The following is a 22,476-nucleotide window of genomic DNA, read 5'->3' on the forward strand; positions in this document are numbered from 1 at the left end:
GTGCGCTCCATCCGGATGCTGGTCCCCGGCAACATCCGCCACAGCTCCGGCGGCAATGTCTACAACGCGCGCCTCGCGGCAGGGCTGCAGGCACTGGGCGCCGAGGTGGACGTCCTAAGCGTCGAGGGCAACTGGCCTGACGCCAGCGCCAAGGCACGACGCCGGCTGGGCGCCCTCCTTGGGGCATGGGAACCTGACGCAGGTCCAGGGCAGGCCGTGGCCGTCGTGGACGGGTTGGTTGCCGTGGGTGCCCCGGATGAACTCGAATTCGCGGCGAAGGGAGGCCGGAAAACATGGGTGCTGGTGCATATGCCCGTTCCGGAAAGTTCCGGGACTGCAGCCCTTGCAGCGGAAGCCAGGGCCCTCCGTGCGGCAACGGGCGTGATCTGCACCAGCACCTCGTCAGCCTCGCTCCTCCTGGAAAGGGGGATTCCGCGGACCGGCGTTGTCCTGCCCGGCGTCAATCCCGCACCCCGGGCATCCGGGTCCACGCCTCCGCACCTGGCTATCGTTGCCGCGCTGCTGCCCAACAAGGACCAGCTGCTGACAGTGGAGGCACTGGCCCGAATCCAGGACCTTGAGTGGACTGCGTCCTTCGTAGGCTCCGGCCAGGCGGATCCGGACTACGCACAGGAGGTCCGGGCTGCCATTACTGCCAACGGGCTCCACGGTCGGGTGCAGCTCACCGGCGAGCTCACCGGCGACGCCCTCGAGGCTGAATGGGCGCGGGCGGACCTGACCTTACTGGTGTCACGGGTGGAGGCGTTCGGGATGGCCGTCACCGAGTCCCTGGCCCACGGTATTCCGGTAATGGTCCGCGACGGGACAGGGGCGGTGGAGGCGCTGGGGATGGCCGGGCTGGCAGCGGCCGACGGCGGACCGCGCCTTCCGGGGGCAGTGCTGCCACTTCCCGCCGGGGGACACGAGAGTCCGGCACGGCTGGCCGATGCCCTGCGGCGGTGGCTGGTGGACGGAAGGACCCGGGAAAGCTGGCGGACAGCAGCCCTGGATGCGCGGACCAGGTTGCCGGGGTGGAGCAAAACGGCGCAGGATGTGCTGGCCCTCGTCGAAGGACGTGACGAACCAGGGCAGCGGCAGCAAAGCTAGAGGCTGCTGCGGTGCCCCGCGAAAAATTCGCGCAGCAACAACGCGCACTCTTCCTCGCGTACCCCCGGATACACCTCAACCCAGTGGTTGAGCCGGCGTTCGCGAAGGATGTCAAACACCGAACCGGCTGCGCCGGCCTTCTCGTCCCAGGCTCCGAACACCACCCGCGGGATCCGGGCCAGGACTATCGCGCCGGCACACATGGCGCAGGGTTCCAGCGTGACCACCAACGTGCAGTCGGACAGCCGCCAGCCGTCGCCGCGCCCGCCGTCGAGCCGCGCCCGCTCCTGGAGCCGTCCGGCCGCTTCCCTGATGGCCACCACCTCGGCGTGGGCTGTGGGGTCGCCCAGTTCCTCCCGCTGGTTCCGGCCTGAACCCAGCACGCCGCCGTCGGGCCCTATCACCACGGCGCCGATGGGCACATCCTCCGTGGCCAGCGCCCGGCGGGCCTCCGCCAGGGCAAGGCCCATCCAGGCATCATGTTTCTTTTCGGGCAACGGCATGGCTCAATGATAGTTTCGGGGATACTCAGGTTACTTACCGATGCCGGGAGGCACCATGGACACTCTTCGGGACCGTTTAGGTATTTGGTTCAAACCCTACGCGGCGCTGGTCCTCACCATCCTTGTGGGTGGCGTGATTATCGTGTCCCTGGCATTGCTCGGCGCCGAGGTGTACGACAACGTGGTGGATTCTGCGGGGCTGGCCAACCTGGACAAGCCTGCCCTGGGCCTGGCCGAGAGCCTGCGCAGTCCCGGACTCGATGCGTTCGTTACGGGTTTCACCAACATCGGCGGCGGCATCGGCATGCCCATCCTTGCCAGCATCCTTACTGCCTGGTTGACCTTCCTCAGCCGGAACTGGCGTCCGCTCGTCCTGATCGGCGGTGCGGCGGGGGTCTCCATCATGGCCACTACCTTCGGCAAGAAACTGGTGGGCCGCACCCGCCCGGACCATGCAGACGCGGTGCCCCCTTACGAGGACTCGCCATCCTTCCCCAGCGGCCACACCCTGAACACCACTGTGGTGATCAGCTTGGTGGTGTACCTCATCTGCCTCCAGTTCCAGGCCATGGCTGTGCGCGTCACAGCCATCACGGCCGGCACGCTCTTCATCATCGCCATGGGGTTAAGCCGCGTCTTCCTTGGCCACCACTGGCTGACGGACGTGATGGCCGGGTGGTTGCTGGGCCTCACCTGGGTGGGAGTGGTGATCCTGGCCCACAGGCTGTTCCACCTGGTCCGCAGGCGAGAGCACGCCGGGGCGGCGCCGTCGTTCGACCGTCCGATCGTCCGGGACGTGGTTGCCGAGGAAGTGCACCACCACGGCGACGGCGGCAAGGAGCACGCCCATGGCAGCCAGAACAAGGACACCGCCGGATGATAGTTTTGGGGGATGCGTACTCTCGTTGTTGACCACCCCCTGGTCGCCCACAAGCTCACCGTCCTGCGGGATAAGAACACGCCGTCGCCGGTCTTCCGGCAGCTGACGGAAGAGCTGGTGACCCTGCTGGCCTACGAAGCCACGCGGGAAGTCCGTACCGAGCCCGTCACCATCGAAACGCCGGTCAGCACCACCATCGGCACGGCGTTCACCAAGCCCACCCCGCTGGTGGTCCCCATCCTGCGCGCGGGCCTGGGCATGCTGGAGGGCATGACCAAGCTGGTCCCCACCGCCGAGGTGGGTTTCCTGGGCATGGCCCGGGACGAGGAGACGCTGGACATCATCACCTATGCCGAGCGCCTGCCGGAGGATCTCACCGGCCGCCAGGTGTTCGTCCTGGACCCCATGCTGGCCACCGGCGGCACGCTGCGCGAGGCCATCAAGTTCCTGTTCAAGCGCGGCGCCTCCGACGTCACCTGCATCTGCCTGCTGGCCGCTCCCGAGGGCCTGGCCAAGCTGGAGGAAGAACTGGGCGACGCAAACGTGCACATCGTCCTGGCCTCCATCGACGAGAAACTCAACGAGAAGTCCTACATCGTTCCCGGCTTGGGCGATGCAGGTGACCGCCTGTACGGCATCGCAGGGTAGCCTTCCCCCTTTTCGGGCAGGGGCACCGCCGCTAGCCTGTGCGGATGGACTGGAAACTCGAACTTGTCTTTGTCCCCGTCTCCGACGTTGACCGCGCCAAGGATTTCTACGTCAACAAGGTGGGCTTCAACGCCGACTACGACGAGCGGCCTTCGGACGACATCCGCTTTGTGCAGCTGACGCCGCCCGGGTCTGCCTGCTCCATCTGCTTGGGGGAGGGGCTGGTGGACGCCCCTCCCGGCACAGGATCAAACCTGCAGCTGGTGGTGGACGACATCCAGGCGGCGCACGACCACCTGAAGAATAACGGTGTGGACGTCAGTGACATCGAAGTGCTGCCTTGGGGCCACTTCGTCTACTTCGCCGATCCGGACGGAAACAAGTGGTCCGTCCAGTACATCCCGTGGCGGAACGCCGGGCCGGACGCAACTTAAAGCACTTCGGGCCGCATCCACATGGATGCGGCCCGAAGTTGGCGCTGCAATTCCCCTGCTGTGCCCCACGCCCAAGGCGTACGACGGCGCGTGGCCGGGTACGCGCCGTCGTACGCCGTCCATGGTGGGGAGACTCAGCGGAGGGCTCGCGTGGCGTCGCGGCCGCCAGGGGGGTGGGTGCCTAGTACCAGTTGTGCGCCAGGTGGAAGTTCAGGGCACCGCAGGGCGACTGATAGCTCTTTTTGATGTAGTCCAGGCCCCAGTTGATCTGCGTGCGGTAGTTGGTGAGGTAGTCGGCGCCGGAGCTGGCCATCTTCTCAGCAGGGAGGGATTGGACAATACCGTACGCTCCGCTGCTGGGATTGGTGGCCGTGGTGGTCCAGTCCGATTCCTTGGTCCACAGCGTCTGCAGGCACTGCATCTGGTCCGGTCCCCAGCCGTAGGTGGCCAGCTGGCCGGCGGCGTACGCCTGGGCGCCGGCGGGATCGTTAACCGCGACGGCCGGTGCCGGCTCAGGAGCGGGGGCCGGTTCCGGTGCTGGTGCCGGGGCGGGCGCGACAGGCGCCGGGGCGGGCGCGACAGGCGCCGGGGCTGCCGGTGCTGCCGCGGGAGCCGGTTCCGCGGCCTGCGGTGCCACGCTGATGGCGGCGGGAGCGGGGGACGCTGCCGGGTTGGACCGGATTTCGCTCTTCTCGATGCTCATTTGGGCGTCGGACGCTGCCGGGTTTGACCCGGTGGATGCCACCGGAGTCATGCTGCTGGTGGCCTGTCCGGCCGCGCCTACGCCAACCAGCACCGCGCACGATGCTGCAAGGACGGCGGCGCGCTGGCCCAGGGTGGTCTTCTTTGCCTGCTGCTTGGCCCGGTGTTTAGCCTTGGCATGCAGGCGTGCTTCTGCCGTGTTTTTGGACATGATTGATCGCCTCTCACACCTGCGGAGTTAGCTGTCGGGTTCGGATGAGGGCATCCGGCCGCACGGAAAAATCACGTGCTGGCTTAACCCCAAGGGCATTCATTGCCCGGGACGGTGGGTCCCCCGCCTCTGCCGTTGCTCAATCGGAATCCGGGGAAGCGGCAGAGCTTGGCGTCAACCCGGGATATGCGGCCCGAACGGGGGCCGCACCCAATCGACGGTACAGGAAGATTAAGCAGAAGTCACATTTAGGTAACGGAAGTCACGGACGCCGCGCGTCGGTTTGCGGCGCCCTCCGGGTTTCTTGATCCCGGAGGGCGCCAACGGTGTTCAGGTACGGGGGCCGCTGCTGGCACTACGCTGCGGCACCCCGGGGCTACCGGGCGAAGTACTCCCGGATACTCGTCAGCGAGCTCGACCCGTGATAGCCCAGATCGCCGGGGCCGGCTGAGACGGCGTCGTCCGGCGAAAAAATCCCGACACCGAACGTACCGCCCTCCACATCCTTGATGCTGTCCAGCAGCACCGGCATGGCGTCCTGCAGGGTCCCCATAAGCGCCTGCTTTTGCGCGCTGTCGGCTACGAGTTTCACCGTTATGAACTCGCCGGACGTGCTGACGTTGGCGTCGGCCTGCACGGCCGTGACGCCGGAAACCGACATTCCGGCCTTCTGCAGGGCGCCCTCCAGCTGCTCGGCTTTGGAAGGTCCGCCAAGACCGCAGGCAGCAAGGCTCACTGCCAGAACTCCCATCAATAGTGTTCCGGTCATGGGTTGGATCAGGTTGTTCATCGGTTTCCTCCACTACGGTCCGGCCGCGGAACTCCTGCGTTGGCTCCCGTTGAGCGTAGTCGGCCTTGCTGCAGTGTCCTACTTGGTGAGCCGGTAAACGGTGGAGTTTCCTACTGTCTGGGCCTGGAAGTTGGCCTGCACCCAGGCGGCCACCTGGGAGTTGCCGCGGCCGCCCATGCCGCCCATGCCGCCTCCGCCCATGCCTCCGCCCTCAATGAAGTAGCTGATTTCACCCTTGGCCACCATGTCCTGGAACTCGGCGAGCGTGGGGTACGGATCCCCGCCGTTCCAGCCGCCGAGCGCGATGACGTTGGTGTTCGTGGCAAGTTCCAGGCTGGCTGCCTGGCTGGCGCCGGAGACGATCGCGGACCACTTCGTGGTGGTGGAGGAGAGCAGTGCGGTCACTGCGGCATCGGCGGTTCCCTCACCGGGGCCGCCCGCTCCGCCGGGACCACCGGCCCCGTCAGCTGCCCCGCCAATTCCGTTTGCGGGGTCAAACCTGTCGGTTCCGGTGGCAGCGTCGGCGCCGTCGGTCCGGTCGCCGCGGAAGCCGGCAGCCCGGTTGCCGAAGCCGCCCGCCGAACCCGCGGGCCCCGACGTCGGAATGGACCCCGAGTGGGCCGAGGCAGTGGTGGCCAGGGTCCAGGCCGCAGCCCCAAGGCCACCGGCCAGCAGGGATACGACGACGGCGGCGGCAGCCCCCGCGCGCCGGAACCGTCCGGAGGCGGCCGCTGCGTCGAGGCGGAGAAGGATGCCTGCGGCGGCAAGGACGCCGAGGACGATGATGGCGATGCGCAGCCAGGGGAGCCATGAGGCGTCGCGGCCCAGGAGGACCGCCGACCAGATCGAAGTGCCCAGGACGGTTACGGCGAGGACAATCCTGGCCGGCCAGTAGGCGCGGCCGCGCCAGAGCTCCACGGCACCGATTCCCACCAGTGCCGCGATCGCCGGCGCCAGTGCCACCGAGTAGTAGGGGTGGACGATGCCGCTCATGAAGCTGAAGACACCCGCGGTGACCAGAAGCCAGCCGCCCCACAGGACCAGCGATGCACGGCCCATCGAGGTGCGGGCTTCCCGCCGGGTGAACCACAGCCCGGCCACCAGCAGGATCAGGGCGGCCGGCAACAGCCATGACACTTCGCCGCCAAAGCTCGTCCCGAACATCCGCAGCAGCCCGGCCGCCCCGCCGAATCCGCTGTTCCCGCCGCCGAATCCGCCACTGGCACCGCCGGCCGCACCGCCCGCTCCGCCGCCGGGCATGCCTTCGCCCGAGCCGGTGATGCGGGCCAGCCCGTTGTAGCCGAAGGTTAGTTCCAGGAAGCTGTTGGTGGTGGAACCGGCCATGTACGGGCGCTCCGAGGCCGGTGTCAGCTGGAAAAGGGCGATGTAGCTGCCGGCCACCACGATGATCCCTGCCAGGGCTCCCAGGAGGTGTGCCAGCCGGCGGCCGATCGAGGTGGGGGCAGCCCACAGGTAGGCGAGTCCCAGCGCCGGAACGATCAGGAAGCCCTGCAGCATCTTGGTGAGGAAAGCCAGGCCAATGACGGCGCCCGCCGCCACAAGCCACTTCCAGCCCGCCCGCTCGATGGCCCGGGTCGTGAAGTACGCCGCCAGCACCAGGCAGAGGGTGAGCATGGCGTCGGGGTTGTTGAACTTGAACATGAGTGCAGCCACCGGCGTCAGCGCCAGGGCGCCACCTGCCAGCAGGCCGGCGGCCGGGCCTGAGACGCGTTTGACGGCCAGGTAGAGGACGCCGACGGCGGCGACGCCCATGAGTGCCTCCGGTACCAGCATGCTCAGCGGCGAGAATCCGAAGATCCGGCCTGCGAGGTCGGGGATCCACAGGGCCGCGGGCGGCTTGTCAACGGTGATGGCGTTGCCGGCATCGAGCGATCCGAAGAGGAACGCGGTCCAGTCCTTGGTGCCCGCCTGGATGGCTGCGGCGTAGAAGGAGTTCGCGTAGCCGGTTGCTGCGAGGTTCCACAGGTACAGGACTGCCGTGGCCACGAGGAGTCCCGCGGCGGAGGGCCGCACCCAGCGGGGTTGGCCGCCGAAGGCGTAGCGGGTCCAGTGCGGCGTGGGCTTCACAGTCCCGGCGGCGGAGGCCACACCGGTGGAGGTAGAGGGCTGCGGGGCGGCAGTTGAGCCGGCGCCTGCCGGTGAGATGGTGGAGGTCATGATGCTGCCGTTTCTGTGGGAGTGCTGGCTGGAGTGTCGTCGGCGGTGCTTGTGATGTCGGCTTCGTTGGTGCCGGCGGATGGGGCAGCGTGCGGTGCCCGGTCACGGAAGACCCACAGCCGGAACAGCAGGAACCGGACCGCTGTAGCCGCAAGGTTCGCCGCCACGACGGTGAGGACCTCCGCCCACCGGTCAGGCGTCGTCGTGCGGTGGACCAGGGCAAGTGCTTCGGAGGTGAGCAGCAGGCCGATGCCGAACACGATCAGCCCCTCGAAATGGTGCCGGACGGGGTTGCCGCCCTGGATACCGAAGGTGAAGCGCCTGTTGGCGCCCGTGTTGGCAACGGCCGTGACCAGCAGCGCCAGGAAGTTTGCCAGCTGCGGATCCATGAACCCCCGGCAGAACAGGAAGATCAGCAGGTAGGCCAGCGTTGAGGCGGCGCCGATCGCGGCGAACCGGACCAGCTGGCCAAAGAGGCTGCCGCCACGGGTCTGTTCGTCAGCCCGTGACGACGCGGGAAGCGGGCCCCGTGCCAAAGCCGCGCGCAGTTCCGGGACTGGGATGCGGCCGTAGACCAGGTCGCGGGTGAGCCGGGCCATGCCACGGAGGTCGGCCAGCGCAGTGCGCACCACGTCCACGCTGGAATCCGGATCGTCGATCCAGTCCACGGGAACTTCATGGACGCGCAGGCCGCAGCGCTCGGCCAGGACCAGGAGCTCGGTGTCAAAGAACCAGGAATTGTCCACGGTGTGGGGGAGGATCTGCTGGGCGACGTCGGCACGGATGGCTTTGAACCCGCATTGGGCGTCACTGAACCGCGCTGCCATCAGGGAGTGGAGCATCAGGTTGTAGCTGCGCGAGATGAACTCCCGCTTGGGCCCGCGGACAACCCGGGAGTTGCGGGTCAGCCGGGTGCCGATGGCCAGGTCCGAGTGCCCGGAAATCAAGGGTGCCAGCAGCGGGGGCAGGGCTGCCAGATCGGTGGAAAGGTCAACGTCCATGTAGGCCAGGACCGGAGACGGGGAAGCGAGCCATACCTTGCGCAGCGCGTTCCCTCGGCCCTTCTCGTCAAGGTGGACCACGGTGACCTCCGGGAACTCACGGGCCAGCCGTTCGGCGATCTTCAGGGTTCCATCCATGCTGGCATTGTCCGCCACGGTGATCCGGAAACTGTGCGGAAAGGTGTCGCGCAGGTGTGCGTGGAGCCTGCGGAGGCATTCCTCAAGGTCGCGCTCCTCGTTGAAGACGGGAATGGTGACATCAAGGACAGGGGCGGCGGTGCGGGTGTCCACGGGGGCACGCCGTACGGCATGCCCCCTGGAAGGAAGGCCCGGCGGCGCCACCGCGGCGTCCTGAAGGGTCCCTGAAGTGGAGTCGGTGAGCGTCATGAATCAAGAGTGGCGCCGCCAAATTTGTGGGCTTTAGGCACAACCTGTGACGTGCCTGTGTAAGTCAGGGCGCAGCGGAGCCGGTACCTGGAAGGCGGACCGCAAACTCGGTCCTGCCTGGCCGGGAAACCAGTTCCACGGTGCCGCCGTGGGCCGCCACGATGGACTCGACGATTGAAAGGCCCAGGCCCGAGGACCCCTCGGAGCCGGAACGGGCGGCGTCCGCCCGGGTGAAGCGCGAGAAGATGCTGCCCTGGAATTCGGCCGGGATGCCGGGCCCGTCATCGGTCACCGTGACCACCACGCTTCCGTCGGCGGAGCGCATCACGCCGGTGGTCACCGTGGTGCCGGCAGGCGTGTGCTTCCGGGCGTTGGAGAGCAGGTTGGCCAGCACCTGGTGGAGCTGGGTGGAGTCCCCGCGGACCGCGACGGGCTCGTCGGGCAACTGCAGCTGCCAGGTGTGGTCCGGAGCCATGACCTTTTCGTCGCTGACCGTTTCGACCACCAGTTGGGTCAGGTCTACGTCGGTGGTTTCGGTGGCCTTGCCCTCGTCCAGCCTGGCCAGCAGCAGCAGGTCCTCCACCAGGGCGGTCATGCGCTCCGACTGGCTTTGGACGCGGCCCAGCGACTTTTGGCCGTCCTCGGTGAGGGTTTCGGTCATGCGCATCAGTTCGGTATAGCCGCGGATGGCGGTCAGCGGCGTCCGCAGTTCGTGGGAGGCGTCGGCAACAAACTGGCGCACCTTCATCTCGCTGCGCTGCCGGGCTTTAAGCGCACTGGAGACGTTGTCCAGCATCAGGTTCAGGGCGTGGCCCACGCTGCCCACCTCGGTGGTGGGATGCGCGGCGGAGGGTGGTACGCGCACAGCGAGCGCCACCTCACCGGCGTCGAGGGGCAGCTTGGAAACTTTGGTGGCGACGTCGGACAGCTGTTCCAGCGGCCGCATGGTCCGGCGGATCAACGCTGTGCCGGCCAGCCCGATCAGGACCAGGCCGCCCAGCGACACCAGCACCATTGTCAGTACCAGTGAAGCCTCGGTGCTCTGTTTCGTTGCCAGTGGCAGGCCGGTGATCACCACGTCGCCGTACGGGGTTTCGGTTGCCATCAGCCGGTAGTCGCCGTTGGACAGCTCGCGGTTGACCGGGACGCCATTGTGGGGGAGCCCCTGCAGGGTGGACACGTCGCGGGAGGTCAGCGCGGTACGGGTGGCATCAGAGGACAGGAAGCCTGCTTCCCGGCTCACCTGTCCGCCCACGACCCGGGCGTTGAGCGTACCCACGCTCTGGCCGCGCGCATCCAAGGGGTCGGGACGCCCGGACGGGTTGCCTTCCGGCGGGCGTCCGCGGGAGGCCAGCATGAGCTGTGCATCCAGCTGGTTGGTAAGGACCACATCCATCGAGGCGTAGCTGACCACGCCGATCGCGCCGGAGATGGCCACCAAAAGAGCCATGGAAAGCAGGATCAGCCGGGTACGGAGGTGCCAGGTGGAGGGGTTGAACCAGGACCGGCCGGCGGGCCGGGGGACACCGGAAAGAGACATGCGTTTCCTTGGCTAGTCTGCGGGCTTGATGACGTAACCCGCCCCGCGCACGGTATGGATCATGGGCGGATGGTTGGCTTCGATCTTCTTGCGCAGGTAGGAGATGTACAGTTCCACGATGTTTGCCTGGCCGCCAAAGTCGTAGTCCCACACGTGGTCCAGGATCTGGGCCTTGCTGACCACGCGCTTGGGGTTTTCCATCAGATACCTGAGGAGCTCGAACTGTGTGGCCGTCAGCTGGATGTCGTCCCCGGCGCGGGTGACTTCCCGGGTGTCCACGTTGAGGACCAAATCGCCCACCACCAACTCGGCGGTGTCCATGGCGGCCACCCCGGAACGCTGGACCAGGCGGTGCAGGCGCAGCAGGACTTCCTCCATGCTGAAGGGCTTGGTGACATAGTCGTCCCCGCCGGCGGCCAGCCCCACGATGCGGTCCTGGACGTCATCCTTGGCCGTCAGGAAGAGCGCGGGCACCTCCGGCGCGAAGGCGCGGATCCTGCCCAGCAGTTCCACGCCGTCGAACCCCGGCAGCATGACATCGAGCACCAGGACGTCCGGATGGAAGTCCTTGGCAAGCTTGACGGCAGTGGGGCCGTCCCCGGCCACGGCTACCGACCAGCCCGCCATGCGCAGGCCCATGCTCATCAGTTCCGACAGGCTGGGCTCGTCATCGACCACCAGGGCGCGGATGGGGGAGCCGTCCGGGTGGGTGAGCTGGGGAAGGTTGTTGGTCATGGGGTGCGGGGATGCCATGGGACAACTCTCTGATCTGTCGGTTTGCCGATGCTTTGCCGTTGCTGTGTTCCGGCTGTGAGCTCCAGCCTAGCTACCCGGGCGGCGGCGACGGGCAGGCTCCCGGGCGCGGCTCCGGACAGGTCACAGGCAGGCTTGGCTCGCCGCACAGCCCCTGCACAGCAAGGCGGCAGAGCCTGTTTGGACAACAGCATCGCCACCAGCAGCTACAACTTCTTGGAGAACGCCATGGATCAGCAAGACAACCGCACCTACCCCGGGGCATCAGGCCAGGGCGGGCAAGGGCGCCCCGCCGCGGAAGGCTGGGAGCAGAAGGGCCAGCCGGCCCCGGTATGGGAAGGCGAAGCGGCCGGGACGGACAACCAGGGCGCGGCTCCGGGGTTCAAGGCCCGGGCCGGGCAGGCCAGCGGCGCGCAGGAGCCCGCCGCGCAGGACGAGGCACTGCGGGAGCAAGCAGGGCAGGAGCAGCCTGCCCAGGGCTGGGGCGCACCCGTTCCCGGTTCGCCGCCGGCAGGGTGGGGTACGACGACGGCAACCGGCCAAGTGCCCAACCCCGGCACGGGATGGGGCGCACCGCAGCAGTACGCACCCAACGCTTCGCCCCGGGCGGGGAAGGGTGACTGGACCGCGAAGAAGGGCGTTCTGGTGGGCGGTGTTGCGGTGGTTGTAGCCGCGGCAGCCGGCGCCGGTGCCTATGCTGCCGGAAACGGGACCGGAACTGCTTCAGCGAACAATGGCCAAGGCACAGGTTCAGCAAGCCAGTTCGGCCCGGGAGGGGAGAACGGCATGACCGGCCCGGATGGCCAAAGCGGGATGGACGGAAGCGGCATGACGGGTGGCATGGAGAACGGCATGGGAATGGACGGCGGCCCCGGCGGCCTGGGGATGGGATCCGCCAGCCTGAATGCAGCCGTCCACTCCGAATACGTGGTCCTCCAGGGCTCAAACTACGTGACCATGGCGGGCCAGGCCGGCACCGTAACGGAAATCTCGGCCACGTCCCTGACGGTCAAGAGCGACGACGGCTTTTCCCGCACCTATGCAGTCGGGTCCGATGTGCAGGTGACGCAGGGAATGCGGCAACGTGGAGGATCCACCGGGAGCACGCTGAGCCTGTCCTCCGTGACCACAGGCGCGAGCGTTCGCGTAACGGCACTCAAGGACTCGGACCTCTACACCGCCCAGACCATCCAGCTGGCAGGGTCCACCTCGGCTACGACCCCCAACTCCGGCACCAGCAGTAACTGACGGCCGGCCTACAACGATGGTGAACCGTCCTGCCTCCGCCGCTCCGCACGATTCGCGGCAAAAAATCTGCTGGAGGCAGGACGCCGGCTGGACATGCCGGCGGCCTATCGGAACGATTCCACGTCAAACGGTTGAATTTCGGACACATTCGGTATTAGTCCACTTTTTCGCAGATTATTCTGTAGAGGCAGGAAATGCGGCCTTCTATCGACATAAGCGTTCAAATTTTTTCCCGCTTCCGAAATAGTGACATGCAGCACAATTCCCCCGTTTGTCTCACAATGTGGACGATTCGGTCCATTGTTACTTGCAAGTTGGCATTGTTACGCTGCACACTTCCAATGTGAACAAGAACTCAACAGCACCTGCAGCCGCAGAATATTGGCCCAGCACATCCGCTGCTGCCGACATGCGCTGTTGTCGAATGCACGCCTGACCTTCCCACCCACCGAAGTTCTTAGGCATTCGCCCCCAAGCCCAGCGTCGGGCGCCCCTCCCCGGTCCGCGTGACGGGGAAGCCAGCATTCGAGCCGCGGAGACGGCCATTTCACATTGAGGTAAGCATTTCATGTCAGTTGCATCCGGATACGTCCACATCTCTGTCCGTAACGCCGCCAAGGCAGGCCAGCCTTCCGGGCTGCGTCCCGGCTTCGGCCCGCGTCCCTCGCTTGCTCCCTCCACTTCCGGAAGCAGCTTCCCCGCCCAGGGCTTCGCCCCGCAGGGATACAACCCCAACTCCTACGGCCAGCTCCGCGCCGTGCACCCCGCAGAGTCCGCTCCCGTTACTGCCCCTACCCCTGTGGTGCCCGGGGCAAACCAGGTCCGCCCGGTAGCCAACGACAACGTCGCCCGCGGGTTCGTCCTCTACATGGGCATCGATGAGGAGACCGCTGCAGCCGCCGGCACCTCCATTGCCAAGCTCGCGCAGGAAATCCGCGCCTACGCCCAGTCACTGGTCTCCGGTGCCGAAAGCTACGCTGCCGTGGCGGTAGCCCCCGCCGGCACCCCCGGTTCCGCGCTCGACGTCGTCCGCTCCACCTTTGGCGACCCCACCGTCAACTCCCGCCAGCGCACCGAAACGCCCCGTCCTGCCCAGCCGCAGGAACCGCGCCCCTCCGGTGTGCTCATCGACCTCGCCCGCCGCGAAGTCCACCTCGACGGCGAATCCCTGAACCTCACCTTCAAAGAGTTCGAGCTCCTCAACTACCTCGTCGAAAACGGCACCCGCACCGTGGGCCGCGACGAACTCCTCGAAGGGCTGTGGCGCAACGCCGAAGAGGTGCCCAACGAGCGCACCATCGACGTCCACATCCGCCGCCTCCGCTCCAAGCTCGGCCGGCTCGCCAACACGGTCCGCACCGTCCGCGGCCAGGGCTACCGGTTCTACGAGCACCCGGAAGTGGTTGTCTGGGCCGCTCCGGAGTACTCGATCTAGCCCTCTCTCAACGCGCAAAGGCGACCTGCTCCGGGGGAGTGGGTCGCTTTCGCTTTCGCGGGACATCCTTCGGCGCCTGCGCTCGTTCCGCCCCACCGCCTCCCTCGCCTCGCAAGCTCGGCCAGGGAACCCGGGCGGCGTGGGCCCAGCAACAACGGCGCTTTCAGGATGCCCCGCTGCGCTGCAGCGACGTCCTAACCGAATGTCTCCTAGGCGCGCTCGGGGCTCTCCGGGTACTGTGCCTCCGCGGCTAGTTGGTCCTGGTGTCACTGTGGGCATGCTTTGGGGCTGTTGTCTGCGGCTGCCCCCTGGTTTTTCCGGGCATTTCGTTTCCTCGGGGTCCTCAAAGCGTGCGTGGCGTGACGGTGTCCTGGCTTCTGTGGCCGCTGCCCTTGCTCCCGCTAGGCTTGGGCCATGAGTTCGCACCACGTTCGACGCCTTGTGATCATGCGCCACGCCAAGGCCGACTGGCCCGGCGGGGTGGCCGATCACGAGCGGCCGCTGGAGGAGCGCGGGCACCGGGAGGCGCCGCTGGCCGGGCGCTGGCTGCTCAAGCACAACATCGTTCCGGACTTCATCCTGTGTTCCAGCGCCCTGCGAACCCGGCAGACGTGCACGTGGGTCTGCGCCGAGCTTGGCGACAAGGCGCCCACGCCCAAGCTCGAAGACGGCCTCTATGCGGCGTCGGCCCTCCGGATGCTCGCCGTGGTCAACCATGTGCCGGACACCGTGACCACGCTGATGCTGATCGCGCACCTGCCCGGCGTGCAGGACCTCGCCATGCATCTCGCCTCACGGGATTCGGACCACGACGCCTACATGGACGCCGCCACCCGCTTTCCCACCAACGCGCTCACCGTCCTGGAGACAGAGAAGCCGTGGGCGGAACTCGACGGGCAGGATGCCCGGATCACCCGGTTCAAGGTGCCCCGGGCTCATTAACTCCGGGCCCAGCAACCCCGGGCCCACCAACAGCGATTTCCCGCAGCAGCCCCGCGACATGCCTGATGCCCGGGCTGGCCGTCATGGTCCTGCGGTGGACAAGCCCCACCTGCCGTGCCTGAACCGGATTGACCACCGGGACCGCCACCACACCAGTCGGGAGCGCCGGCCGGCCCAGGCGGGGTACCAGCGCAATGGCTACTCCCTGCTCCACCAACGCGATGTGCGTGGCAAAGTCGGGGTCGTAAACCCTGATGTCCGGAACCCGCCCCAGGTCGGCGAAAATCCGCAGGAGGGCTTCGTTGCAGATTGCTCCGTCCGGCGTGCTGATCCAGCGCTCGTCCACCAGCTGCGCGGGTTCGACTTCCGGCTGTTGCGCGAGAGGATGGCTGCTGTGCACCAGGACGTCCGCCACGTCCTCGCACAGCCATTCAAGCGCCAGGTGCTCCGGGATCACCAGCGGCACGGAGTTCCAGTTGTGCACCAGGCCCAGGTCCGCTTCACCGTTGGCAACCCGGGCCACGGCCTCGCGCGGATCCTCCGCCAGCACGGCAATATCCAGCGCCGCCTCCGACTGTCCAATCCGGGCCAGCAGCGGGCCTACCAGCCCCCGGCAGGCAGTGGAAAAGGAAACCACACGGAGGCTGCCGCCGGGCTTGGCCGGATCCGCCAGGAGCGTGGACTCCAGCTCCTCAAGCTCGGCCAGGATACGCCGGCCATAAGCCGCCAGGGCCAGTCCGCGCTCGGTCAGCAGAACTCCCCGGCCCCGGCGCTCCAGGACAGCGAAGCCACCCTCTTTCTCCAGCTTCTTCACCTGCTGCGACACGGCAGACGGGCTGAATCCCAGGGCGTCCGCGGCAGCAATGACTGTGCCGTGCTGCTCAATCGCGGCAAGAGCGCGAAGGGACCCGATGTCGATCATGAAGTAAAGGTACATGATTACATGCTGAATTAAGCGCTGGTGCTTCATTGGGCGCTCTGCCAGAGTGGGAACGTGAACCTGCGCGATTCCCTCCTTGCCGTCCTCGTGGCCCTGCTGTGGGGCCTGAATTTCGTGGCCATCGACCTCGGGCTGCACGCCGGAGGACAAAACTTTCCCCCACTGTTGTTCGTGGCCATGCGCTTCGTCCTGGTGGTTGTCCCTTGGATCTTCGTTGTCAGGAAGCCGGATGTGTCCTGGAAGGCAATCATCGGCGTCGGGCTCTTCATGAGTGCGGGCCAGTTCGGCCTCCTCTACCTGGCCATGGCGCTGGGCATGCCCGCGGGCCTCGCGTCGCTGGTCCTGCAGGCGCAGGTGCTGCTGACTGTTTTGCTCGCAGCGGCGTTCCTGGGCGAGCGGCCCAGCAGGCGTCAGCTGGCAGGTGTTGGGCTGGGCGTCGCAGGGCTCGCCCTCGTGGCCGTGGGACGGAGCGCCGTGGCACCGCTGCTGCAGCTGGTGATCGTCCTGGCGGCCGCGCTGTCATGGGCTGCCGGCAACGTCATAGCCCGGAAGGCCAGGGCTGCCTCGGGGCTGGGGCTGGTGGTGTGGTCAGGTGCCGTGGTGCCGCTTCCGCTGGCAGCGTTGTCGATGGTGGTCGATGGACCCGGCGCCGTCGGGCAGTCACTGGCCAATCTTCAGGCGCCAACCATCATCAGCGCCCTGTACACCGCCGTCTTTGCCTCACTGGTGGGCTACGGAATCTGGAACCGGCTCCTGGCCAGCCACCCGTCGTCGGCAGTTGTGCCGTTCACCCTGCTGGTCCCGGCGGTGGGAATGAGCGCAGCCTGGCTGGTCCTCGCGGAGGTGCCGTCGCCAACGGAGCTGGCGGGAGGACTGCTCCTCCTGGGTGGCGTCGCGACGGCGGTGCTCACCGGAGCAGGCGGCCGGCGTCAGCGGCGGGGGAGCGGACCGCTGCCGGATCGGGTTGCCGGCTTGGGCGGTGGTGAAGCGGACGACGACGGGCGCTTGGCTGGGGTGGAGGTCCCCCGGGTGGGGGTGCGGGAGGCTGACGCGCGCTGAATGGCAGATCCTTGCGCGCCGGCTGCCTGGCCGCCCGCCCGGGGTGCGGGCACCCGGGGGCTGCGCGCCGCCGTCGCACCGGCCCGTTGTGCTGGGGCACGCTGCGATGTGGCGCGCTGGGCCGCCTGCCGTGGTGCCGGCCTGCGGGCCGTCGTCGTCCGTTTCTTTCCCGGCCTCAAGGCACCCAGGAACAGGACGCCGAAGGTCGCCGCCAGTGCGCACGCGGCGCCCAGGAAGTAGTTGTCCGGGTCCCTGGTGGGGAGCGGGGTGCCCAGGAAGGAGGACTGGCCATCGAACGCCAGCTCCCACGTGCTGAGGAACGCCAGCGAAAAACCGAGGGCAAGGGCGGTCCCGGCGCCTGCCGCAAGCAAGGCGATGCGCCGCCGCCTGACCAGGATCTCGGCAAGGGCGGCCAGGTAGGCCAGCCCCAGGACGCCGAGGAAAGCAACGAACACCGGCTCGGCGAGGGTCATGGCCGTGAGCACCAGCAGCCCTGCAGCAACAACACCGCAGATCACCGCAAACTTTCCGATCTTCCCCGTATGGCGCATGTGCTCCATCATCCCTGAGGAGTGGGCCCCTTCAGGACGTAGCCGCGCATGATGGCCATGATTGCCGCAACGCTTTGGTCACGGGTGCGCTCGGGGTTGTACGTCTGCCGGTCCAGGCCCACCACGAAGCAGGCACCGAAGATGGCCGTCTCCAGGCTGCCCCGGGACACCGAGCCGTCCACGGGGTAAGCGTTGGCCACCTTTTCCACTGCCTGGCCGATGACTTCCAGGAGCTCCCCGCGCAGCACAGAAAACGTGCCCTGCCATTCACTGGGAATCCGCCAGTTTTCGCTGACCCACAGGCGGGCGAAGGACGGGTACTCGGCCATGAAGTCCATGGCCTGTCCGATCATGGCTTCCATGGCCAGCAAGGGGTCGCGGCCCGTAGCTCCGCCGTCGGCCGCCTCGAGCAGCCGCGCCTTGAGGATGTCCACGCCGTGCCGCAGGAGCTGGGCGATCAACTCGGATTTGCTGCCGAAGTTGTAATAGACGGTGCCCTTGGATACCCCGGCCGCTGCCGCGATCTCATCCACGGTGACGCTGGCAGCTCCGCGCTCGCCGATCAGCTCCATGGAGGCATCGAAGAGCTTCTGGCGGGTGGCGTTGGTCCGGGCCGGCCGGAGCCCCTTGGCCGCGGACGTGGGTTCGGTGGTCATACCGCGATCTCCGGCTTCAGTGTCTTGAGCGTCCAGTACTTGTTCTTCCGCACCGCGAGCGTGGACATGGCCGCGCCCAGCAGTGTGTAGCCCAGCAAGCCCACAAAGGTGGGGGCGATCATGGACAGGTCCCCGCCATAGATCAGGTGCCGCATTCCGGTCACCACGTATCCCATGGGCAGGACCTGGTGCACCACATGAAGCGGCTGCGGGGTGGTCTGCCACGGGAACGTGCCGCCGGATGACACCAGCTGCAGGACCAGGAGGATGAGCACCACGAGCTTGCCGGGGGAGCCCAGCAGGGCCACCACGCCCTGGATGAGCGCGCTGAATGCCATGGCAGCGGCCAGCATCAACAGCCACATCAGGACGGGATGGGCGGGATCCAGGCCCAGCGCCACGTCCGCCACCAAGGTCAGCAGGGACGCCTGCACCACCGAGACCAGGAAGAAGGGCAGCCAGCCACCCAGGGCGATCTTCCACGACGGCGCGTTGGAGGCCAGTGCCCGCTGCGTGATGGGGCGCATGGCCTGGACCAGCATGAAGATCCCGATCCACATGGCGAGCGTGAGGAAGAACGGCGCCAGCCCGGCACCATAGGATCCGGCCTTGGCCTGCGAGACGTTGCTGACCGCCACAGGATCGGCCATCACCTGGGACAGGTTGCTCTTCTGCGCGTCGTCGGGGTTGGGTACCTGTCCGGCACCCTTCCCGATCTCGTCGGCCAGGGTGCGCGAACCGGTCGCCGCCTGGCCCGCGCCATCCGCAACCTGGGCCGCTCCGGCATCCACCTTCCGTGCGCCGTCCGCAAGGCCGGCGCCGCCGTCGACGGCGGACTGCTCACCGGCTGCCAGCGCGGCGGCACCCGTGTGCAGCTGGTCAGCCCCTGCCGAGGCCTGCGCAACGGCACCCTTGAGTGCCGGCATTCCAGCTGCCAATTGGGCAGCGCCAACGCTGACCGCTTCGGAACCGCTGGCCAGCTGCTGGACCTGGGCCGCATCTGCCTGAATTTTTCCCTTGGCAGCTGCCACCGGACTGGTCGCCGCCGTGGCATCAAAATCCGCCAGGACTTTGTCCGCCTGTTCCTGGGTGAGGACGCCCGAAGCGACGAGCCTGCTGTTGGACTCCACCACGCGGTTGCGCAGGCCCTGGTCCGCTGCGTCCATTTGGGCCGCCACGTCCTGCACCTTGGCGTTCAGCTGTGCGTTCCCGGCGGCAACCTGCGCGGCACCGGAAGCAAGCGTCTGGGTATCCGTGGGCAGGGTGGCCGTCTTATCCTTGAGGGCTGTCAGGCCGCCGCTGAGCTGCCCCGCGCCGTCGGTCAACTGGTTGGCGCCGTCCCGCAGCTTCAGCTGGCCCGCATACAACTGGTCCGCGCCGCTGCTCAAGGCCGAAGTCCCGTCGTGGAGGGTGACCGTTCCGTCCCTGAGCGTGGCCACGCCGTCGGCCAGCTGGGAAGCGCCGTCCGCTGCCTGGACCATCTTGGAGTGGATGGTGCCGAGACCGGTGAGCAGCTGGTTGGCGGTCTCTTCGCCTACTTCCTTGGCCACCGTGGTGTGCACGGCGGTGGTCAGTTTGTCCACGATGGTGCTCAGGAGGTAGTTGTTGGCATCGTTCGTGGTCACGTTCAACATGGCCTGGCTGGCGGAGTCAAAGCTGCCGGGGGAGACCAGGTTGGCCGAGAAGTCCTTGGGGATCTTCAGCGCGAAGGCGTACTGCCCGCTGCTGACCCCCGCATCGGCTTCCGCTGAGCTGTCCACCGGGATCCAATGGAACACATTGCCTTCCACCAGGCTTTCCGCCACCTTGTGTCCGGCCTCCAGCCGCGTGCCGTCGGCAGCGGTTGCGCCGGAGTCCTCCACCACCAGGGCGGCATCCAGGTTGTTGAGGTGGCCGTAGGGATCCCAGTTCGCGTACAGGTAGACCGCGCCGTAGAGCAGCGGGACCATGGTCAGCGCCAGGATGGTCAGCTTGGGCAGAAGCCCGCCGGTCATGCGCTTGAGTTCGGAGCGGGCCAGCCGCAGGACAGTCACTTGGCAACCTCGGTTTCGAGTTCGGTTTCCTGGTCTTCCCGGTCAGGCATGGACTCCGCTGAGTGCTTGCCTGCCGGGGCGTCGGGCGCGGGTTCGGATACGCGTTCAGGCGCGGGTTCGGGGGCGGCTTCCCACGGCTCCGCTGCCGGCGCGGCGTTGCCGATTTCGGCAACCGGCCCGTCCCACGAGGCGGGGACGGCACTGACTGCCGCCACGACGGCGAGTGGCCGCCCGGCGTCGTACGCCAACTCCTGCAGACGCGGCAGCCAGGTGAGCTCATCTGCACTGTGGCGGTCCGGGGAATCCACCACCAGCAGGTCCGTGCGGGGGTTGGCCAGGGCCAGCGCCGTCAGCAGTTCGAGCCGCCGACCGGGTTCCAGCTGTTCCGTCCACAGTCCGGCAATGTCCTCGAAGCGGTTGACTTTCAGCCACGGGCCGCTGAGCAACGCCCCGCGGTAGCGGCGGGGTACCAGGGCAAGGTCCTCGGTCACCAGGTCGCGGACGCTGAGGTGCTCCTCGGGTTCGTTGACGCCGGGGGAATCCACCAGGGCAGCCGCCAGGCGGAGCTGCTTGGTCCGGGAGCCGTTGTCCCAGCTGACTTGTCCGCCCGCAGCCTTCATCCTCCCGCTGAGCAGGAGGGACAACGCGGTGCGCTGGTCCTGGCGGTCGCCGGTAACCAGCAGCAGTTCACCGCGAGTCGCGGTCAGCGAGGTGGGCGGAAGCAGCGGGTCCCGGCGTCCTTTGGCCTGGAGCTGGTGTGCTGAGAGCAAGGCTGGCCTTTCACAGAAATGGTCTGCATCAAGGCTAACCGAACTGACTGGTCAGTTCAAATAAGGGTCAGAGGCCGTACTTTTCCAGCAGCCGGAGCCACACCTCGCTGATGGTGGGGTAGGAGGGGACGGCATGCCAGAGCCGGTCCAGCGGCACCTCGCCCACTACGGCAATGGTGGCTGCGTGCAGGAGTTCCGCCACATCCGGGCCGGCGAACGTGGCGCCGAGGAGGACCCTGCGGTCTTCGTCAACCACCAGCTGCGCCCACCCTTCGTAGTTCTCCGAATGGAGGGAGGACCCGGCCACCTGGATGGGCAGTTCCACGGAGGATGCGTTGTACCCATCCTTCCTGGCCGTCTGCAGGGTGCGTCCCACGCTGGCCAGCTCCGGGTCCGTGAAGACGACGCTGGGCACGGCATGCTGGTTGGCCGTCTGCGCATAGCGGGTCCAGTCGGCGGGGGTTCCCTTCAACTCGCCTTTGGCCCGCGCCACGATGGCGTCGCCGGCGGCACGGGCCTCATACTTGCCCTGGTGGGTGAAGAGGTTCTTTCCAGCGGCGTCCCCCACCGCGTAGAGCCAGGGTCCGTCACCGGGTGTTTCCCGGACCAGGCCCGAGGCGTCCGTTGACAGGGACAGGTGGCCGGATTCGTCAGGCTCGAAGCCGACACTCTCCAGGCCCAGGCCTTCCAGGGCCGGGTGGCGGCCGGTGGACACCAGGATTTTCTCGGAGGTGACGGTGGTTCCGTCGCCCAGGCTTATCGTGAGGGTTCCGTCGTCGTTCTGGCTGATGCGTTCGGTGGCGGTGTTCAGCCGGAGTTCCACGCCGTCCGCGCGCAGTCCTGCTGCAACCAGTTCCGCAGCCTCCTCCGGAAAGTTGCCCAGCAGCCCACTGCGCGCCACCAGGGTCACGCTGGAACCCAGGCGGGCGAAGGCCTGGGCGAGCTCGGTGCCGGCCACGCCGCCGCCCAATACCGTCAGCCTATCCGGGACCTCACGTGCCGATGTGGCTTCGCGGGTTCCCCATACCGGTACGTCCTGCAGGCCCTCAATGGGCGGGGTGTTGGGGGTTGAGCCGGTGGCGAGCACAACAGCGTGCCGCGCCCGCAGCAGGTGTTGCGTCCCTTCCAGGCCGGCCACCTCCACGGCCTTGGGTCCGGTCAGCCAGGCGTGGCCGCGCACCAGTTCGATGCCGGTGTCCTTCACCCACGAGACCTGGCTGTCATCCTGCCAGTTGGAGGTGAAGTAGTTGCGGCGTTCCAGGACGGCGGCGGCTTCGAGGGTGCGGGTGACTGCTTCCTTGGCGCCCGGCGTGGTTTGTGCCCCGTGCAGCGCGGTGCCCGGCCGGAGGAGTGCCTTGGATGGCATGCAGGCCCAGTAGGAGCATTCACCGCCCACCAGTTCCGCTTCCACGAGCACGGCTGTGAGCCCGCCCTCGACAACGCGGCCTGCCACGTTTTCCCCTACGGCGCCTGCGCCGATCACAACAACATCAAATTCGCGCTCAGCGGCGTCGGGCATCATGTGCAAAGCCTAGCCGGGGATGACGGGCCTGACTGCACAAAAAAGGTCCGCACCGGCGAACCGGTGCGGACCTTGTTGGTGCGCCCAAAGGGATTCGAACCCCTGACCTTCTGTTCCGTAGACAGACGCTCTATCCAGCTGAGCTATGGGCGCATTCCGTGTCCCGGGAGGAGAACCGCTCTCCCT

The 22,476-nt window shown here is 67.3% G+C and carries 20 protein-coding genes, 1 tRNA gene and 1 riboswitch; of the genes, 8 read left to right on the forward strand and 13 right to left on the reverse strand.

What is annotated here, in order from left to right:
• The gene (locus ACTAQI_RS19990) at nucleotides 1-1,107 is read left to right on the forward strand and encodes a glycosyltransferase family 4 protein (protein WP_457948211.1); all 1,107 of its coding nucleotides are present in this window, start codon (nucleotides 1-3) and stop codon (nucleotides 1,105-1,107) included.
• Here the strand turns inward: ACTAQI_RS19990 and ACTAQI_RS19995 are convergent.
• Complete coding sequence (locus ACTAQI_RS19995; RefSeq protein ID WP_457948213.1) at nucleotides 1,104-1,610, reverse strand: nucleoside deaminase; 507 nt, start codon at nucleotides 1,608-1,610, stop codon at nucleotides 1,104-1,106. The two genes, ACTAQI_RS19990 and ACTAQI_RS19995, sit on opposite strands and share 4 nt — an antisense overlap.
• A 55-nt stretch (nucleotides 1,611-1,665) precedes the next feature.
• Here ACTAQI_RS19995 and ACTAQI_RS20000 point away from each other — a divergent pair, with 55 nt between their 5' ends.
• The 3 genes from ACTAQI_RS20000 to ACTAQI_RS20010 are packed head-to-tail and all read left to right on the forward strand — an operon-like array spanning nucleotide 1,666 to nucleotide 3,572.
• Nucleotides 1,666-2,490 carry a phosphatase PAP2 family protein gene (locus ACTAQI_RS20000; RefSeq protein WP_457948215.1) on the forward strand — a complete coding sequence of 275 codons (825 nt, stop codon included), beginning with the start codon at nucleotides 1,666-1,668 and terminating at the stop codon, nucleotides 2,488-2,490.
• Nucleotides 2,491-2,502: 12 nt separating this feature from the next.
• Entirely contained in the window at nucleotides 2,503-3,138 is a 636-nt protein-coding gene (gene upp, locus ACTAQI_RS20005; protein WP_141158139.1) for a uracil phosphoribosyltransferase, read from the forward strand.
• Nucleotides 3,139-3,182: 44 nt separating this feature from the next.
• On the forward strand, nucleotides 3,183-3,572 hold the full coding sequence (locus ACTAQI_RS20010; protein WP_457948217.1) for a glyoxalase superfamily protein: 390 nt from the start codon (nucleotides 3,183-3,185) through the stop codon (nucleotides 3,570-3,572).
• 181 nt (nucleotides 3,573-3,753) lie between these two features.
• Here the strand turns inward: ACTAQI_RS20010 and ACTAQI_RS20015 are convergent, their stop codons facing one another.
• The 6 genes from ACTAQI_RS20015 to ACTAQI_RS20040 all read right to left on the reverse strand — a co-directional run bounded on the left by ACTAQI_RS20015 (nucleotide 3,754) and on the right by ACTAQI_RS20040 (nucleotide 11,134).
• Nucleotides 3,754-4,485 carry an aggregation-promoting factor C-terminal-like domain-containing protein gene (locus tag ACTAQI_RS20015; RefSeq protein ID WP_457948219.1) on the reverse strand — a complete coding sequence of 244 codons (732 nt, stop codon included), beginning with the start codon at nucleotides 4,483-4,485 and terminating at the stop codon, nucleotides 3,754-3,756.
• 5 nt (nucleotides 4,486-4,490) lie between these two features.
• Nucleotides 4,491-4,651, reverse strand: a riboswitch (cyclic di-AMP (ydaO/yuaA leader).
• A gap of 210 nt (nucleotides 4,652-4,861) precedes the next feature.
• Nucleotides 4,862-5,275, reverse strand: a complete 414-nt coding sequence (locus ACTAQI_RS20020) for a hypothetical protein (RefSeq protein WP_457948221.1) — start codon at nucleotides 5,273-5,275, stop codon at nucleotides 4,862-4,864.
• A 78-nt stretch (nucleotides 5,276-5,353) separates the two neighbouring features.
• Entirely contained in the window at nucleotides 5,354-7,453 is a 2,100-nt protein-coding gene (locus tag ACTAQI_RS20025) for a glycosyltransferase family 39 protein (protein ID WP_457948223.1), read from the reverse strand.
• Entirely contained in the window at nucleotides 7,450-8,841 is a 1,392-nt protein-coding gene (locus ACTAQI_RS20030; protein ID WP_457948225.1) for a glycosyltransferase, read from the reverse strand. The genes ACTAQI_RS20025 and ACTAQI_RS20030 overlap by 4 nt, the downstream gene beginning before the upstream one ends.
• A 64-nt stretch (nucleotides 8,842-8,905) precedes the next feature.
• A complete protein-coding gene (locus tag ACTAQI_RS20035) occupies nucleotides 8,906-10,381 on the reverse strand; it encodes a HAMP domain-containing sensor histidine kinase (RefSeq protein ID WP_457948227.1) in 1,476 nt (491 codons plus the stop codon).
• Between the two features lie 12 nt (nucleotides 10,382-10,393).
• Nucleotides 10,394-11,134: a response regulator transcription factor gene (locus ACTAQI_RS20040; RefSeq protein ID WP_159632959.1), complete on the reverse strand. Its 741-nt coding sequence runs from the start codon at nucleotides 11,132-11,134 to the stop codon at nucleotides 10,394-10,396.
• A gap of 180 nt (nucleotides 11,135-11,314) precedes the next feature.
• Between ACTAQI_RS20040 and ACTAQI_RS20045 the strand changes: the two genes are divergently transcribed.
• The 3 genes from ACTAQI_RS20045 to ACTAQI_RS20055 all read left to right on the forward strand — a co-directional run bounded on the left by ACTAQI_RS20045 (nucleotide 11,315) and on the right by ACTAQI_RS20055 (nucleotide 14,759).
• Entirely contained in the window at nucleotides 11,315-12,382 is a 1,068-nt protein-coding gene (locus ACTAQI_RS20045) for a hypothetical protein (RefSeq protein ID WP_457948229.1), read from the forward strand.
• A 568-nt stretch (nucleotides 12,383-12,950) separates the two neighbouring features.
• Nucleotides 12,951-13,817, forward strand: a complete 867-nt coding sequence (locus ACTAQI_RS20050) for a winged helix-turn-helix domain-containing protein (protein WP_457948231.1) — start codon at nucleotides 12,951-12,953, stop codon at nucleotides 13,815-13,817.
• A gap of 414 nt (nucleotides 13,818-14,231) precedes the next feature.
• On the forward strand, nucleotides 14,232-14,759 hold the full coding sequence (locus ACTAQI_RS20055; protein ID WP_457948233.1) for a SixA phosphatase family protein: 528 nt from the start codon (nucleotides 14,232-14,234) through the stop codon (nucleotides 14,757-14,759).
• On the opposite strand, the gene ACTAQI_RS20060 is transcribed toward ACTAQI_RS20055, so the two are convergent.
• The gene (locus tag ACTAQI_RS20060; RefSeq protein WP_457951116.1) at nucleotides 14,737-15,681 is read right to left on the reverse strand and encodes a LysR family transcriptional regulator; all 945 of its coding nucleotides are present in this window, start codon (nucleotides 15,679-15,681) and stop codon (nucleotides 14,737-14,739) included. The genes ACTAQI_RS20055 and ACTAQI_RS20060 overlap by 23 nt on opposite strands.
• A gap of 72 nt (nucleotides 15,682-15,753) precedes the next feature.
• Between ACTAQI_RS20060 and ACTAQI_RS20065 the strand changes: the two genes are divergently transcribed.
• A complete protein-coding gene (locus ACTAQI_RS20065; protein ID WP_457948235.1) occupies nucleotides 15,754-16,758 on the forward strand; it encodes an EamA family transporter in 1,005 nt (334 codons plus the stop codon).
• A gap of 559 nt (nucleotides 16,759-17,317) precedes the next feature.
• Here ACTAQI_RS20065 and ACTAQI_RS20070 read toward each other — a convergent pair.
• The 5 genes from ACTAQI_RS20070 to ACTAQI_RS20090 all read right to left on the reverse strand — a co-directional run bounded on the left by ACTAQI_RS20070 (nucleotide 17,318) and on the right by ACTAQI_RS20090 (nucleotide 22,443).
• On the reverse strand, nucleotides 17,318-17,965 hold the full coding sequence (locus tag ACTAQI_RS20070; protein WP_457948237.1) for a TetR/AcrR family transcriptional regulator: 648 nt from the start codon (nucleotides 17,963-17,965) through the stop codon (nucleotides 17,318-17,320).
• Nucleotides 17,962-19,998 (reverse strand): YhgE/Pip family protein, encoded by a 2,037-nt coding sequence (locus ACTAQI_RS20075; protein ID WP_457948239.1) that lies wholly within the window; start codon nucleotides 19,996-19,998, stop codon nucleotides 17,962-17,964. Before ACTAQI_RS20075 ends, ACTAQI_RS20070 begins: the two co-directional genes overlap by 4 nt.
• Entirely contained in the window at nucleotides 19,995-20,768 is a 774-nt protein-coding gene (locus ACTAQI_RS20080; RefSeq protein ID WP_457948241.1) for an ABC transporter ATP-binding protein, read from the reverse strand. The genes ACTAQI_RS20075 and ACTAQI_RS20080 overlap by 4 nt, the downstream gene beginning before the upstream one ends.
• A gap of 67 nt (nucleotides 20,769-20,835) precedes the next feature.
• Nucleotides 20,836-22,290, reverse strand: a complete 1,455-nt coding sequence (locus ACTAQI_RS20085) for a dihydrolipoyl dehydrogenase family protein (protein ID WP_457948242.1) — start codon at nucleotides 22,288-22,290, stop codon at nucleotides 20,836-20,838.
• A gap of 76 nt (nucleotides 22,291-22,366) precedes the next feature.
• Nucleotides 22,367-22,443: transfer RNA gene (locus ACTAQI_RS20090), tRNA-Arg, on the reverse strand.
• Between the last annotated feature and the right edge of the window lie 33 nt (nucleotides 22,444-22,476).

Source organism: Pseudarthrobacter sp. alpha12b (assembly GCF_054130495.1).